A 13,482-nucleotide genomic window follows, 5' to 3' on the forward strand; every position below is an offset into this window, starting at 1 on the left:
CCAGGATTTTCATATCATACGCCCCAGACAACCCGGGCCTTGTTGGCCCGGCCAATTATGACTTTTTCAGGAGACCGTTGTGGAACTCGCATGTCTTGACCTTGAGGGCGTACTGATCCCGGAAATCTGGATCGCATTTGCAGAAAAAACCGGCATTGAGGAGCTCAAGGCAACCACTCGGGATATTCCTGATTACGATGTGCTGATGAAGCAGCGCCTGCGCATCCTGGACGAGCATGGCTATGGTCTGCCGGAGATTCAGGAAGTGATCAGCACTCTGGACCCACTGCCTGGCGCCCGTGAATTCCTGGACTGGCTGCGTGAGCGCTTCCAGGTGGTGATCCTGTCGGATACCTTCTATGAATTCGCCATGCCACTGATGAAAAAGCTGGGTTATCCGGCACTGCTGTGCCACAAGCTCGAAGTGGCAGAGAATGGTCAGATCACCAACTATCTGCTGCGCCAGCGCGATCCCAAGCGCCAGTCAGTTCGCGCTTTCCAGTTGTTGAATTACCGGGTGATTGCTGCCGGTGATTCCTACAATGACACTACCATGCTGGGTCAGGCAGAAGCCGGTATTCTGTTCCATGCACCGCAGAACGTTATTGACGAGTTCCCGCAGTTCCCTGCAGTGCACAATTTCGATGATCTGCGGCAGGAATTCCTGAAGGCCAGCGCTGTTCACCCGGCCTGATCCTTTGGGGCTCTGACTTGCGCCGCCGCAAGCCTGGTAGCGCAGGTCAGAGTTTCAGCTGCTCCAGAAACCGCATCAGCGGCTGCACTTTTGCCAGGGTTTCCTGGTATTCAGCCTCTGGCTCTGAGTCGGCCACGATGCCACCCCCTCCCCAGCAACTGACTGTCCCGTCCGGCTCGCACAGCAGGGTGCGAATCGCAATACTGCTGTCCAGATTGCCATCAAGACCGTAATAGAACACCGAGCCACAGTAGGGACCCCGCCAGTGGGGCTCCAGTTCGGCAATGATTTCCATGGCGCGGATTTTCGGGGCGCCGGTAATGGAGCCACCGGGGAACGCATCAAATAACGCCTGTAACGGGCTGATGTCAGGTTTCAATTTGGCTCGAATGTGGCTAACCAGATGATGCACATTGCGGTAAGACTCAAGGGCAAATAACTCATCCACACTGACTGAGCCGGGCAGGGCATGGACGCTGAGGTCGTTACGAAGCAAATCCACGATCATCAGGTTCTCGGCCCGGTCTTTCTCCGAGGCCAGTAGCTCCTGCGCCAAAGCTTCATCCTGTTCAGGGTTCTGACCCCGGGCACGAGTGCCCTTGATGGGGCTGGTTTCAATCACACCTTCGCGAATGGCCAGGAATCGTTCCGGTGATACTGAGACTACCGCGTTACCCCGAAAGCGGAGAAAAGCTGCATAAGGCGTCGGGTTGGCATCGCTGAGCGCGCTGAAGGCGGCCCAGGGGCTGCCCTGGTAGTGCCCCTCAAACGATTGGGACAGATTGGCCTGGTAGCAGTCACCTGACTGAATGTAATGCCTTACCTGATTGACCCTTTGCCGAAAATTGTCGGGTGTTTGTGTTGGGTTGAAATGGTTGGTTATCAACCAGGGCTCATGATCATCGTTAACAGGGTGGTCAAGCCAATCGACCAGCTTTTTTTCCGTGGAGGCGGGCAGTTGTGGGTGGACCCACAGATAGCATGCGCCGCTTTCCAGGTCCTCACTGGCCATCCACAGGTAAAGCCCGGCGAAAAACAGCGGGTAGCTGAGGTTCCCGGCCAGCCTGTTCAGCCTTGGTTCTCTGGCATAGCCGAACTCGTAGGCAATGCAGCCAACCCAGCCGCCTGCGAGAGGGCAGGGCACCTCGGCATCGGTGATCCCGGGCTGGCGGTAGGTATCTGCCAGCGCCTCCAGCTCACCGGCAAGGGTGGGCGTGTGGATTCGTCTATTCGGCGTGCTATCGATGACGGCCTTCTCCACGGCAAGACAGCTGAAACCCCTGGCTTCACCACGGCCCCCCGAAGGTGCCTGGCTGCCGAGAAAAATAAAGTCCGGTTGCTGTGAGGCGTGGGCGCACAGTCGGTTGTATTGTTGCCGGGTAACAGGCTGGCAGAGAGGAAAGGCCAAGATACCTCCGTTAAAAATTGGAAGAATGATACACGATGCACAAAACGGCCGTTGTCCGATCAGGACAGGCGCTGATCTAATGGTTATACGGAGCCGATCAGCCCGGGGCGTATTTTACCGGGTTTTGACGCCAATGAACTGAAAATCCATAAAACAAGAACGGAAGTTGTCCTATGTCTCGCTTCAGAAAACACGCACTTGCCGCCACGTTCAGTCTGTTTGCCCTGGGTGCGACGCACTCGTTGGCGGAGGGTTTGCCACAAGACGGTCCCTTGTCTGATGGAAAAATTTCGGAGGATGAGTTGGGTGTGGTTCTTGTAAGTGCTCAGCAACAGTTGGTCCGGCTGTCTGAGGTTGCCACCGAGGAATATCAATCCACTATTCTCGACGAAACTCCGAACATGCCCGCCGCCTGGATGCTGATGAAGGACGGTGAAACCGTCAAAAGGATCAATATTGATGGTCAGGCGGAGGGTATCCCGGCTTCTGCTCGAATAAAGATGTATCGAGCAGCAATCAAATCCATTGCCCAGCGGGGCCATATCAGTGCGGCAGCCATTCTCTACACGGGCCGGGTTAACGAGCACAGCGATACCCAGGCACTTGTGATTGAGCATGAACATCGGCTTGGGGTGTCTTCCAATAAAGTGATTGGTTACGAAATCCGGAATGGTGCGATTTCCTGGGCTGAGCCAGTTTCCCAGGAGAAACCGTTCGAGTGGTTCTACCAAAGCAAAGGTGGGCAGTCCTGAGCAAAATGCGAACTCATCGATACTTGTTTCCAAATGTAATTGTAACGTAAAAGAGTGTGAATGGAGTCACGGACTAGGACTGTAAAACAATCTTAAATGGACCCGTGGAGTAAAGGACTTCACTTAAAAAACTCACACAAGAATAAAATGAGTTTCACAAGGAGATAATAATGAAAGGCCTGAAGAAAATTGCTCTGGCAACTGCCGTTGCCGCTATGCCGTTCGCTGCTCACGCTGACCTGAAAGCGCTTGACGATACCGCAATGGGTAACGTTACTGGCCAGGCTGGTGTGACCATCGAACTGGAAACCAAAGTCAGCATCGGTCAGTTCGTGTACACGGATGAAGGTAGCTTCACCGTGAACGATATCGTTCTGGGTGGTTCTGGTGTTGCTGGTGGTCCGGGCACCGACCTGTTGGACGACCTGTACATCGACATCGACGTAGAAGCTGACGGTGACGCTGTAATCCACGTTGGTTCACTCTCTGGTCAGCCGATCGACTGGGGTATGACTGCCAGCTCCATGGAACTGGTTGCTGCTGACGGCAGCGAGAGCACCACTCTGGTATCTAACCTGAGCGGTTGGGGTATGTTGGGTGCTCTGGATATCCGCGTTGATACCGCTACCGACACCCTGAACCTGGACGTTGCTTTCAACGTTATGCAGATGGACTTCGATGTTGAATTCCTGGGCATTGGTATCCGCGATATGGCCATCATGGGCGGTCAGTTCTTTGAAGGTGACACTGGCGCTGCCGGCATGTTTGCAGTGGCTAACGTAGATGTTTACAAAGGCGACGGCTTCGGTGCTTCTACCGCAACCGACGTTCTGCGTATCGACATCAACGACATCACCATGGATATGTCCATTGGCGCAATCGAAATCGGTGGTACTTCCATCGGTTCCATCGCCATGGATAACCTGACCATCTCCGACACTCGTCTGGCTGTTTACGGTCACTAATCTGACCTGAACACCTGAGTAGGTGATGAGCGCCCCGCATTGCGGGGCGTTTTTAGTTGGTTAGAAAAAATCTGGCCTAAATAAAACGGCGACCCGAAGCAGGTCGCCGTTTTATTTTTAAAGATGCGGGCTCTGAATCAGCGGTCGGGCACCTGAATGGACAGGTCGAAGCCGCCACCGGGTCTTGGGGTCAGTTGGATTGGCCCCTCATTGATGCCGTGGGGAATATCAATACGATCAATGCCCGGCGGATTACCAATACTGAAGTTCAGGTTCTGGCCGTCAAAACCAATTCCCAGTTGGTCGTTAAGAAACGTCTGGGTAAAAGGTTCGTCCGGTATTTGTGGCTGCTGACCGAAAATCAGCTGTGGAATCGTCTCGGCAAAATTGGCCGGGGGTTGGGCCCGGGCCAGCTCCTCAGTGGGTAGCAGAAGGGCCCTGCGCAGGAACTCTTCTTCGGCGCTGCTCAAAGCGTCGGACTTGCCATCTTCCATATAGCGCTGAAGCGCTTCGCGGTAGGCTTCCTCTTCGGCTTCACTCAGAACCGGCTCGCCGGGCGAGATGGTCAGCGCCCTGATAATTCGCTGGCGATCCGCTTCGTTTCTTTGCTGGTCTCTTGGCACAACTATGACCGCGGAATCCTGAACATAGGTTTCCACCATCTCATCCGATGTCATCGTCTGAACGCCGGCCATGGCCGGAGAGGAGAGAGTGACGGTGATGGCCGTTGCAAGCAGTGTTGGGCGTGTCATGGCATAGCCTCTTGCGTTACCGGATCAGTTGAGGGGCGCGGCTGAGACTACTCTATTCAGTCAATACGCTTCCTTATCGGAGTATTCGGTTTGTCAGACAGTTTTTCAACCGGAAAGTGCCTGGTCTGTGATCAGAATCCGCAGTTGGGCAGTAAAGCTTTATGGGCGGCCGGGTAATGTGGTTTGATGCATGCCGGTAACGGGTGAACTTTTGAGGAAGAATGCGGCCTGATGGGCATGATAACGAGAAAACTCCGGCAACGATGGCAGCACTGGATTAACCGCAGGGTTCCCCGCGGAGACAGCCAGACATTCAGCCAGAAAAACATCTTCATCCTGCCAACCGGTGCTGGGGTGGTTTTTGGTGTTCTGCTTCTGATCATGCTGATCACCGGCATCAATTACCAGAACAGCCTTATTTACCTGCTGACCTTCATTCTCGGGGCCCTGTTCGTCGGTGCCATGCATCAGACCCATCGCAATCTCTCGGGGCTGACGCTCGCCCTTGTTCAGCCCGGCGAGGGCGAGGCCGGGGATGATATACCGTTTCGATTTCGGATTACCGCTGGCAAGGATAGCGGGCTTGCCATTGCACTGTCGGTTGTGGATTCAAAGCTGGAAGGTGTCCATGTGCCGGCTGGCCAAGCCTTGGACGTCATTTTGCCCATTCCCTCAGCCCATCGTGGTTACCTTCGGCCAGACAAGGTTCGGATTGAAACCCGTTTCCCATTCGGGTTGCTCAAGGCCTGGTCCTGGTTACGCCCGAGTTCGGCCGGCATAGCCTATCCCAGGCCACTGGTTGCGCCGGAGGTAATCAGCCAAGTGGATGACGGCAGTGAGGCCCGCTCTTCCGCGCCTGTGGCCGGTCAGGATAATGCCGACCTTCGGCCCTGGCGTGAAGGGGATCTTAGCCAGAGGGTCATGTGGAAACGGTTTGCCCGCTCCGGGCAGATGGTGGTTGCCGATTGGGAAGGGGAGCAAGGAAGCCCCCACTGGCTGGATTTCAACGCTTTCCCGGGCGCGGATACTGAACTCAGGCTCAGCTATCTGGCCTGGTTGGTGGTCGACCGGCTACAGAAAGGCGCGAAGTTTGGTTTGAACCTGCCGGGGGAGGTCATCGAACCCGACACCGGCCCAATCCATGCAGACCGGTGCCTACGGGCGCTGGCGGTCTGGGGCGAAAAGCCGCCGAGAGAGCAGGATGCATTACCGTTTGGTACCCGTAAAGCCGTGGACGGGGCTACGGCGGGAGGCAGTATATGAGCCGCCTGGTCGATGTGCTCCTTGGTAGAAACCGTCGTTCCGAAGTACCGATAGATGCCATTCCTGGCACAGCGCTTCTCTGGCTGATTGGCAGTTTTGCACTGTTACTGTTGCCACAGTGGAACCGGTTACCCTGGTGGCTGATTGCCGCCTGCGTGGTGCTGGCAGGTTGGCGCTGGCTGGCCCAGAGTGGTCGGGTGCGATTGCCGGGGCGCTGGTTGCGGACGGGCATTATGCTGGTGTTGATCGGAGTCTACGTAGGGACTGTTCATGGCCGCTTTACCGTCGATACTGCTGCGTCGTTCTTCGTGTTGGCGGTTGGGCTCAAATGGCTGGAAACCCGCTCCGCCCGAGACTTCTATGTACTGTTTTTTATTCTGGTGTATCTGGCGGCTGTAAACTTCCTGTTCCAACAGGACATCCTGTGGGCCCTGCTGACGTTTGCAGCCATTGCCTGCCTGCTGGTGGGTCTGCAGGTTCTTAACGCGCCGGATCTTCCGGGGTCATTGAAGGCCGGTTGGAAGCGGCTGGGCCTGTTGATGGTGAAAACCCTGCCGGTAGTTGTCCTGTTATTTGTGTTCTTTCCGCGTATGGCGCCGCTATGGAGTGTCCCACTGGTTTCCGGCGAGGCTCGCAGCGGTATCTCCGATACCATGCGCCCCGGCGATATCTCCAATCTGGCCCAGAGCAGTGAGCGGGCGTTCCGCGTGAGTTTTGGTGGTTCGATTCCCGAGTATCGGGATCGTTATTGGCGAGGGCTGATTCTCGATTACCTTGACGGCGAGACATGGCGGCAGCGCGACCGGGAGCCTTTTCAGCGCCCTGGCAGGGTCGCGGTGGATGGCGGCGTGGGGGCATTGGCGAACAATCAGTACGATGTGCTGATGGAGCCCACGGACCAACGATGGGCCTTCTCCCTGGAAAATTCGATTGCGGTCTCGGACAACGTGTTTGACGCAGGGGAGGATCTGTTCCGTTTCCGTCGTCCCGCAGACAGCCCGGTTCGTTACCGATTGGCGATTGCCCCCGGGCAAACCCGGCCGGGTAGTGAGCTCACCCAAGCAGCGCGTCAGCGCTACCTGCAATTGCCTGGCGAAGGAAACCCGCGGGCGCGGGCATTGGCCAGTGAGCTGGCGGGCCAGTATTCCCCGGCCCAGGTGGTTAACGAGCTTATGCAGCGGTTCCGTAACGAGGAATACTATTACACACTGCGGCCACCGGCGATGCCCAACGATGGTGTGGATACCCTGTTGTTTGAGGCGCAGCGCGGGTTCTGTGCCCATTACGCGGGCGCTGCCACCTTTGTATTCCGGGCTGCTGGAATTCCATCCCGTGTGGTGGTGGGTTACCAGGGCGGAGATGCCGGCGCCGGGGGCGATTACCTCATTGTGCGCCAGTACGATGCCCATGCCTGGGTTGAGGTATGGCTGGAAGGCCGGGGCTGGGTTCGGGTTGATCCCACCGCTGCGATTGCTCCTGATCGTATTGAGTTCGGATTGCGGGAGGCGATGGCCGAAGAGGGTTCCTTCCTGGAGAACAACCTGACCTCTCCCCAGCGTTATGGCGATCTGGCGGTTTTGCAGTGGGCGTCACTGCAGCTCGACCGAATAAACTACCACTGGCAGCGTTGGGTGGTGGGCTATCAGGGCCAGAGCCAGATGAACCTGATGTCCCGGCTGCCAGGCGGCATTGGCATGAAGGAGCTTGGCTACATTACCGCCGGGCTGGTTGGCTTTGCCCTTCTTGTGGCCGGGTTGGTGTCGGCGCTTTCAATGACCCGGGGAGCACGTCAGGATGGCTTCAGGCGCGTCGTCGGATCATGGCACCGGCTGTGTGAACAGGCCGGTGTACCTGTGCGCAGTGGCGAAACCCCGGTTGTGCTGGCGGAACGCATGGCCGAGGCCCGGCCATCGGTGGCGGAGTCTGCCCGGATCTTTGCCCGGACAGTGAACAGCCATTACTATAGCTCTGCCTCAACCCGTCAGGCTGATGACGATACACGGCGGCTGAGGCGGCTGCTGAAAACCATGAAGCGTCAACTCAAACGCAATCAGGAAACCGGATCCCGGATGCCGAAACATGACTGACATCGCACAGGAAATGCCCTGGCTGGCCCGCGCCTGGTCGGCAGTGCAAAGCCGACTGGCACAGGACCGCTTGCCCCACGCATTGCTGGTAGTGGGTGAGCGTGGCGTAGGAAAGCGCGCCTGGGCCCAGGCGGTGGCCGGATTGCTGTTGTGTGAAGCACCGGCCAAGTCAGAATCCGGCGCGGCGGTGGCGTGTGGCCATTGCAAGCAGTGTGAGCTGATGGCTGCAGGCAGTCATCCGGATTTGCGGGTTTATGCGCCGGAAAAGTCGCGCATGGTGAAAGTTGACCAGATCCGGGCGCTCTCTACGTTTGCCGTTGCTTCGCCCCAGGTTGGCCACCACAAGGTCGCGATTGTTGACCGGGCAGATCAATTAAACATCAATGCCGCCAATGCGCTGCTGAAAACCCTGGAGGAGCCGTTGCCGGATGTGACTTTGCTGCTGTTGCAGGAGAGCGGCCGGCCGGTCCTGCCGACCATTCGCTCCCGTTGTCAGGCGCTGACCATACCCTTGCCGACAGCAGAGCAGGGTGGGCAATGGCTGGCTGCCCGCGTGGCTGAGCTGGACGAAGCAGGCCGGCCGGGTGCGGAGACCTTGGCCAAAAGCCTGATGCTGGCGGGCAATGCACCACGGTTGGCGCTGGACTATGCCCTGGGAGATTTTCTGCCCCTTCGGGACAAGGCCTTTGAAGCATTCCGGCAGTTTATGAAAGGGCAAATTCCGGTTGGCGAGGCGGCTAAATCCTTCAAGGCCCTTGGCCTTGACGATTCGCTCTGGTTATTTGAAAGCTGGGCCGCGGATCTGGCGCGGGCCAGTGTGGGGGGCGCAGTATCTGACCCGGAAGCGGCGGACATGCTTGGTTATCTGGCAAACAACAATCCGCCGTGGCGGGCTCATCAGCTCCTGGACCTGGTTAGGGAAAGTCGCAGTGCCGCGGTATACAATGCCAGCCCGGAACTGGAGGCCAGCCAGCTTCTGATTGCCTGGCGGGAACTGATGCCAAGGAAGCGGAAAGCAAGCTGAGCTTTCTTCAATTTCAGCTGCTATGATTGTGAAATGTCAGGAAATTCCTGAAGCATTGTGGCAATGTTTAACGACACAAGAACTTCCAGCGTAAAAGGTATGTGATATGGGCCCAGGATTTGGCGCACGCAGCGGCATTCTCACCCTGACCATCAAGGACAAAGCGGTTCTGTACGCCGCCTATATGCCCTACATTCGGCAAGGTGGTCTATTCATTCCTACCCAGAAGCAATATCAGCTCGGAGACGAGGTGTTTTTGCTGCTCAACCTGATGGACGAGCCGGAAAAGATACCCGTGGCGGGTAAAGTGGTGTGGATTACCCCTAAAGGAGCGCAAGGTAACCGTGCGGCAGGTATCGGCGTCCAGTTTAACGGTGACGATGAATCCGCAAGGACCAAGATCGAGTCTTACCTGGCAGGCTCGCTGAGCTCTGATCGCCCAACGCACACCATGTAGGACTCGCCTTGCATGACTGACACTGTGTTACCCGGCAGTGGGCACGACATTCCGGCCGGCTGCCGGGAGGCACACTGGCCGCTCGATAACCTGACCCTTGCCGGCCTGACCTGGCATACTGACCCCTCGCACGAAGTTCGCTCCCCCATACTTATGGTGCACGGCTGGCTTGATAACGCCATGACATTCGCCCGGTTGGCACCAGCGCTGGCCACCGATGCCAGTGTTCACGCAATCGACATGGCCGGTCATGGCCATTCGGGGCATCGACCACCGGGCTATGGTTACTGGCTGATGGACTATGTGGCAGACCTCAGTGAATTGATTGACCATCATTTTCCGGAAAGCGAACGCTTCCCCCTTGATCTGGTGGGCCATTCGCTGGGTGGTATCGTTTGTGCCCTGTATGCGGCAGCTTTCCCTGAGAGGGTGAGGCGGCTGGTGATGATTGACAGCCTGGGTGCCCTGAGCCGCCCCGCCAAGGAAACCATCCCCCAGTTGCGCCGGGCTTTGCAGAAAAAACGGAACGGATCGGCACCTCCGGCGGTCTATCCCGATGTGGCGACGGCGGCGAGGATCCGTGAGGGCGGGCTCAGCCCGTTGAGCGCGGAGGCCGCAGCATTGCTGGTGCCCAGAAACATGCGGGCTGAAGGAGATGGCTTTGTCTGGCGCACTGATGCACGGCTAAGACACCCCACGCCTTTAATGATGACCGAAGAGCAGGTTCATGCCTCACTGGCCGCCATCCGGACGCCAACCCTGTTCGTAAGAGCGTCTGAAGGGTTGTTGGCCAGCCGTGGCGGATTGGACAAACGTGCAGAGCTGATACCCGATCTGACGACAGTGGACGTTCCCGGGGGGCACCATTGTCACCTGGATGGTGACACCAAGCCGGTTGCACATGCTATAAAAAGGTTTCTATTCAATGAATAATCGTGCTGTTGTAATGAAACTCCGGAGCCTGTTGGCGGCTGCTTTGCTGGCTTGCGGTTCAGTGGCGTCAGCATCGGAGCTTGGCGAGCCATTGGATAAGTTCGCCCAGTCGAGCCTTCAGTCGGCGCTGGACATTCGGTCGTCCGGACACCTCGTGCTTATGAGCCCGGTTCGCGAAATACGCGGAGAGATCCGCTCGGATGTCATGGCCAGGCTGCCGGTGAACGGCAAGGGTCAGTTATTCGAAATCAACCGGGATGCTAGCCGTAGGGCCGCACAGGAACACTACCGGCGAGAGCTTCAGGCGCGAGGCGGCCAGATCCTTTTTGAATGTTCCGGAGTGGCCTGCGGCCGAAGCAACGTCTGGGCAAACCAGATTTTTGAGCAACCCAGACTCCTCGGCCGGGATCAGGACCAGGACTACTTCGTCGGTGCCGTGGCAGATGTTGATGGCAACCGATGGTTGACCCTGGTGTACACCGTTACCCGTGGCAATCAGCGTGAATATGTGTGGGTTGAACACCTCCAGGTAGCAGCCGGGGCGGACATTCCCGGCTTTCAGGCGTCTGCTGCACGACTGCTGGGCCCCATTATTGTGCCCTGGCAGGGCGGTGTTACCCATCGGTTTGACCTGTCGACTACGGATCGCCGCCGGCTGGGAGAGTGGGCGGCAGAGGAGGGCGCCGAGGTGGTGCTTGCCGCGTTTTCTTCGCTGGAAAATGATGAAACCCTGAATGATTCGATCGCAAGGGCGGAAAGGGCTGCGGGCGCCCTGGCCGACGTGCTGGCGAAATCCGGAGTTTCCCGGGAGCAGGTCCGCACCCTGGCTATCGGGCCGGGGGTTCAGGTAGCGGACCCTAACCGCACGGGTGACCGCATCGAAATCCTGGTAATCAAGAGGTAAGGGAATGTCCGGGGACAACAAGCCAGACAACCAACAGGTCGGCAGTGAGCAAGTGCCTGCAGAGGATGGCGTCAACAAAGTATTGGCAAGTTCTGACGTATCGCCGGCCGAAGCTCCGGCCAATACTGCACGCAAGCCCTCGCAAACCGGAAACGGCAAAACGGTCGCCTTGACCCTCGGTAGTGGCGGTGCCCGGGGTTACGCCCATATTGGCGCCATTGAGGTACTGCAGGAGCGGGGTTACAACATTATCGCGATCTCGGGCTGTTCCATGGGCGCCCTGATCGGCGGTATGTACGCGGCTGGCAAGATGAAGGAATACAAGGACTGGGTGACCGGGCTGGGCCAGTTCGATGTCCTTAAACTGCTTGACGTTACCTTCACCTCGGTCGGCGCTATTCGGGGAGAGAAGGTCTTCTCGGTGGTCCGTGACATTCTGGGCGATACCCGGATCGAAGACTTGCCCATTGCGTTTACTGCGGTTGCCACCGATCTCCTTGCCCACAAGGAAATCTGGTTTCAGGAAGGGCCGCTGGATCGCGCCATCCGGGCATCCATTGCCATCCCGAGTGTTGTGACGCCTCTGGTGCTGGATGGCAGGGTGCTGGTAGACGGTGCATTGCTGAATCCCCTGCCGATTATCCCGACGATCTCTGCCCACGCCGATTTGATCATGGCCGTCAACCTGAGTGGCGAGGATGAACAGCCAAGGCGAATTCCCGATGCGGCATTTGCCGATGAAGACTCCGGCAGCGATATGGATGAATGGGTCGACGCCATCCGGGATAAAGCCTCCCGGTGGTTTGACTGGGATGCCATTAAATCCCTGACTTCCAGGAAACTCGATACCGGGGAATCTCCCGAAGAAAAAATCACCCGGGAGATGGCGAAAAAGCATAAAGAGAAGGATTTGAAAGCCCGGCATGAGGAGCCCGAGAAGGCCGCTCATCACCAGAAACGGGACGACCACGAGACCATTGACTGGGACAAGCTGGGCATTGGTAAATTTGATGTGATGAACCTGACCATCGAAACCATGCAGAGTGCTCTGGTTCAATACAAGATTGCCGGGTATCCGCCTGATCTCCTGGTTAATATCCCCAAGAATGCCAGCCGAAGTTACGATTATCACAAGGCCCCGGAGCTGATTCAGTTGGGCCGGGAGCGTATGGCTGCCGCACTGGACCGGTTTGAGCAAAGCCGTAGCAGTTCCGGCCCGTTGGCCCTTTAATCTGTGTGTGGGCTGCAGGCCTGTGCTTAATAGGCGTATAATGCCGCGCTACATTAGCCTGACCAGGAAGACGTTTTTGTGACCAGTCCAGTTGACGATCTACACACCATCCGGGACTTTCTGCGCTACGCCGCGTCACGGTTTGCGGCATCGCCGTTGTATTTCGGGCATGGTACCGACAACGTGTGGGATGAAGCCGTGCAGCTGGTTTTACGCAGTGTCCACCTGCCATTGGAAAACAACAATGTGTTCCTGGATGCGCGCCTGGTGCGCACAGAGCGCGAACTGATTGTTGAGCGCATTGAGCGCCGCATTAATGAGCGCGTACCAATCGCCTACCTTCTGGGCGAAGGCTGGTTTATGGGTATGCCGTTCAACATTGATGAGCGGGTGCTGGTTCCCCGGTCGCCGATTGGCGAGCTGCTGGAGAATGGCCTTCAGCCCTGGTTGGGGAGCCAGCCCGTTCAACGGATACTGGATTTGTGCACGGGCAGCGGTTGTATCGGTATCGGCGCGGCCACCGTCTTTGATGAAGCCGAGGTTGATCTGTCTGATATTTCCGAGGCCGCCCTCGAAGTGGCGGACTCAAATATCGAGTTGCATGGCCTGGAAGGTCGGGTTCAGACCATCCGTTCGGACGTGTTTGAGAACATCGAAGGCCGTTACGACGTGATCCTCAGTAATCCGCCCTACGTGGATGCTGAAGACATGGCAGACATGCCTGAAGAGTACCGTCACGAACCGGAGTTGGGTCTGGCCGCGGGTAAAGATGGCCTTGATATCGCTCATCGTATTATTGCCGGGGCTGCGGAGCACCTTACCGAGAACGGTTTGTTAATCGTGGAAGTGGGCAACTCCTGGGGTGCCATGGATGATGCCTATCCGGACCTGCCGCTTACCTGGCTGGAATTTGATAGCGGCGGCGATGGCGTGTTTCTGGTAACGGCTGCTGACCTGCGCGAATGGCAGGTCAGAAACAGTTAAAAAATATTTTATAAAACCTTTATAAAGT

At 57.2% G+C, this 13,482-nt stretch carries 13 protein-coding genes; 11 read left to right on the forward strand and 2 right to left on the reverse strand.

Going from position 1 to position 13,482, the window contains the following annotated elements:
* Window positions 1-79 precede the first annotated feature (79 nt).
* Complete coding sequence (gene thrH / locus QUE75_RS09505) at window positions 80-694, forward strand: bifunctional phosphoserine phosphatase/homoserine phosphotransferase ThrH (RefSeq protein WP_138436266.1); 615 nt, start codon at window positions 80-82, stop codon at window positions 692-694.
* A 46-nt stretch (window positions 695-740) separates the two neighbouring features.
* Here thrH and pabB read toward each other — a convergent pair whose 3' ends face one another.
* Window positions 741-2,102 carry an aminodeoxychorismate synthase component I gene (gene pabB / locus QUE75_RS09510; protein WP_286255422.1) on the reverse strand — a complete coding sequence of 454 codons (1,362 nt, stop codon included), beginning with the start codon at window positions 2,100-2,102 and terminating at the stop codon, window positions 741-743.
* Between the two features lie 173 nt (window positions 2,103-2,275).
* Between pabB and QUE75_RS09515 the strand changes: the two genes are divergently transcribed.
* Together QUE75_RS09515 and QUE75_RS09520 are read left to right on the forward strand one after the other, a co-directional pair.
* The gene (locus QUE75_RS09515; RefSeq protein ID WP_286255423.1) at window positions 2,276-2,854 is read left to right on the forward strand and encodes a hypothetical protein; all 579 of its coding nucleotides are present in this window, start codon (window positions 2,276-2,278) and stop codon (window positions 2,852-2,854) included.
* Window positions 2,855-3,024: 170 nt separating this feature from the next.
* Window positions 3,025-3,819 carry a DUF6160 family protein gene (locus tag QUE75_RS09520; protein WP_286255425.1) on the forward strand — a complete coding sequence of 265 codons (795 nt, stop codon included), beginning with the start codon at window positions 3,025-3,027 and terminating at the stop codon, window positions 3,817-3,819.
* A 137-nt stretch (window positions 3,820-3,956) separates the two neighbouring features.
* On the opposite strand, the gene QUE75_RS09525 is transcribed toward QUE75_RS09520, so the two are convergent.
* Window positions 3,957-4,571, reverse strand: a complete 615-nt coding sequence (locus tag QUE75_RS09525) for a hypothetical protein (protein ID WP_286255427.1) — start codon at window positions 4,569-4,571, stop codon at window positions 3,957-3,959.
* A 231-nt stretch (window positions 4,572-4,802) separates the two neighbouring features.
* Here QUE75_RS09525 and QUE75_RS09530 point away from each other — a divergent pair, with 231 nt between their 5' ends.
* From QUE75_RS09530 to prmB, 8 genes are all read left to right on the forward strand, one after another.
* Window positions 4,803-5,834 carry a DUF58 domain-containing protein gene (locus tag QUE75_RS09530; RefSeq protein ID WP_286255430.1) on the forward strand — a complete coding sequence of 344 codons (1,032 nt, stop codon included), beginning with the start codon at window positions 4,803-4,805 and terminating at the stop codon, window positions 5,832-5,834.
* On the forward strand, window positions 5,831-7,921 hold the full coding sequence (locus QUE75_RS09535) for a transglutaminase TgpA family protein (RefSeq protein WP_138436262.1): 2,091 nt from the start codon (window positions 5,831-5,833) through the stop codon (window positions 7,919-7,921). The genes QUE75_RS09530 and QUE75_RS09535 overlap by 4 nt, the downstream gene beginning before the upstream one ends.
* Window positions 7,914-8,945 carry a DNA polymerase III subunit delta' gene (holB, locus tag QUE75_RS09540; protein ID WP_286255432.1) on the forward strand — a complete coding sequence of 344 codons (1,032 nt, stop codon included), beginning with the start codon at window positions 7,914-7,916 and terminating at the stop codon, window positions 8,943-8,945. The genes QUE75_RS09535 and holB overlap by 8 nt, the downstream gene beginning before the upstream one ends.
* A gap of 106 nt (window positions 8,946-9,051) precedes the next feature.
* Window positions 9,052-9,402 carry a PilZ domain-containing protein gene (locus QUE75_RS09545; protein ID WP_058089697.1) on the forward strand — a complete coding sequence of 117 codons (351 nt, stop codon included), beginning with the start codon at window positions 9,052-9,054 and terminating at the stop codon, window positions 9,400-9,402.
* 12 nt (window positions 9,403-9,414) lie between these two features.
* The gene (locus tag QUE75_RS09550) at window positions 9,415-10,335 is read left to right on the forward strand and encodes an alpha/beta fold hydrolase (RefSeq protein ID WP_138435595.1); all 921 of its coding nucleotides are present in this window, start codon (window positions 9,415-9,417) and stop codon (window positions 10,333-10,335) included.
* The gene (locus QUE75_RS09555; protein ID WP_228263762.1) at window positions 10,328-11,239 is read left to right on the forward strand and encodes a DUF4892 domain-containing protein; all 912 of its coding nucleotides are present in this window, start codon (window positions 10,328-10,330) and stop codon (window positions 11,237-11,239) included. The genes QUE75_RS09550 and QUE75_RS09555 overlap by 8 nt, the downstream gene beginning before the upstream one ends.
* A gap of 4 nt (window positions 11,240-11,243) precedes the next feature.
* Window positions 11,244-12,470 (forward strand): patatin-like phospholipase family protein, encoded by a 1,227-nt coding sequence (locus QUE75_RS09560; protein WP_138435594.1) that lies wholly within the window; start codon window positions 11,244-11,246, stop codon window positions 12,468-12,470.
* Window positions 12,471-12,548: 78 nt separating this feature from the next.
* A complete protein-coding gene (prmB, locus tag QUE75_RS09565) occupies window positions 12,549-13,454 on the forward strand; it encodes a 50S ribosomal protein L3 N(5)-glutamine methyltransferase (RefSeq protein ID WP_138435593.1) in 906 nt (301 codons plus the stop codon).
* Window positions 13,455-13,482: the final 28 nt, after the last annotated feature.

Source organism: Marinobacter shengliensis (assembly GCF_030297115.1).
Lineage (GTDB): Bacteria > Pseudomonadota > Gammaproteobacteria > Pseudomonadales > Oleiphilaceae > Marinobacter > Marinobacter shengliensis.

Bases quoted from the DNA above. Each gene is read 5' to 3' on its own strand.
- QUE75_RS09515 (WP_286255423.1), top strand. From the start codon at position 2,276: ATGTCTCGCTTCAGAAAACACGCACTTGCCGCCACGTTCAGTCTGTTT.
- QUE75_RS09520 (WP_286255425.1), top strand. From the start codon at position 3,025: ATGAAAGGCCTGAAGAAAATTGCTCTGGCAACTGCCGTTGCCGCTATG.
- QUE75_RS09525 (WP_286255427.1), bottom strand. From the start codon at position 4,571: ATGACACGCCCAACACTGCTTGCAACGGCCATCACCGTCACTCTCTCC.
- QUE75_RS09530 (WP_286255430.1), top strand. From the start codon at position 4,803: ATGGGCATGATAACGAGAAAACTCCGGCAACGATGGCAGCACTGGATT.
- QUE75_RS09535 (WP_138436262.1), top strand. From the start codon at position 5,831: ATGAGCCGCCTGGTCGATGTGCTCCTTGGTAGAAACCGTCGTTCCGAA.
- holB (WP_286255432.1), top strand. From the start codon at position 7,914: ATGACTGACATCGCACAGGAAATGCCCTGGCTGGCCCGCGCCTGGTCG.
- QUE75_RS09545 (WP_058089697.1), top strand. From the start codon at position 9,052: ATGGGCCCAGGATTTGGCGCACGCAGCGGCATTCTCACCCTGACCATC.
- QUE75_RS09550 (WP_138435595.1), top strand. From the start codon at position 9,415: ATGACTGACACTGTGTTACCCGGCAGTGGGCACGACATTCCGGCCGGC.
- QUE75_RS09555 (WP_228263762.1), top strand. From the start codon at position 10,328: ATGAATAATCGTGCTGTTGTAATGAAACTCCGGAGCCTGTTGGCGGCT.
- QUE75_RS09560 (WP_138435594.1), top strand. From the start codon at position 11,244: ATGTCCGGGGACAACAAGCCAGACAACCAACAGGTCGGCAGTGAGCAA.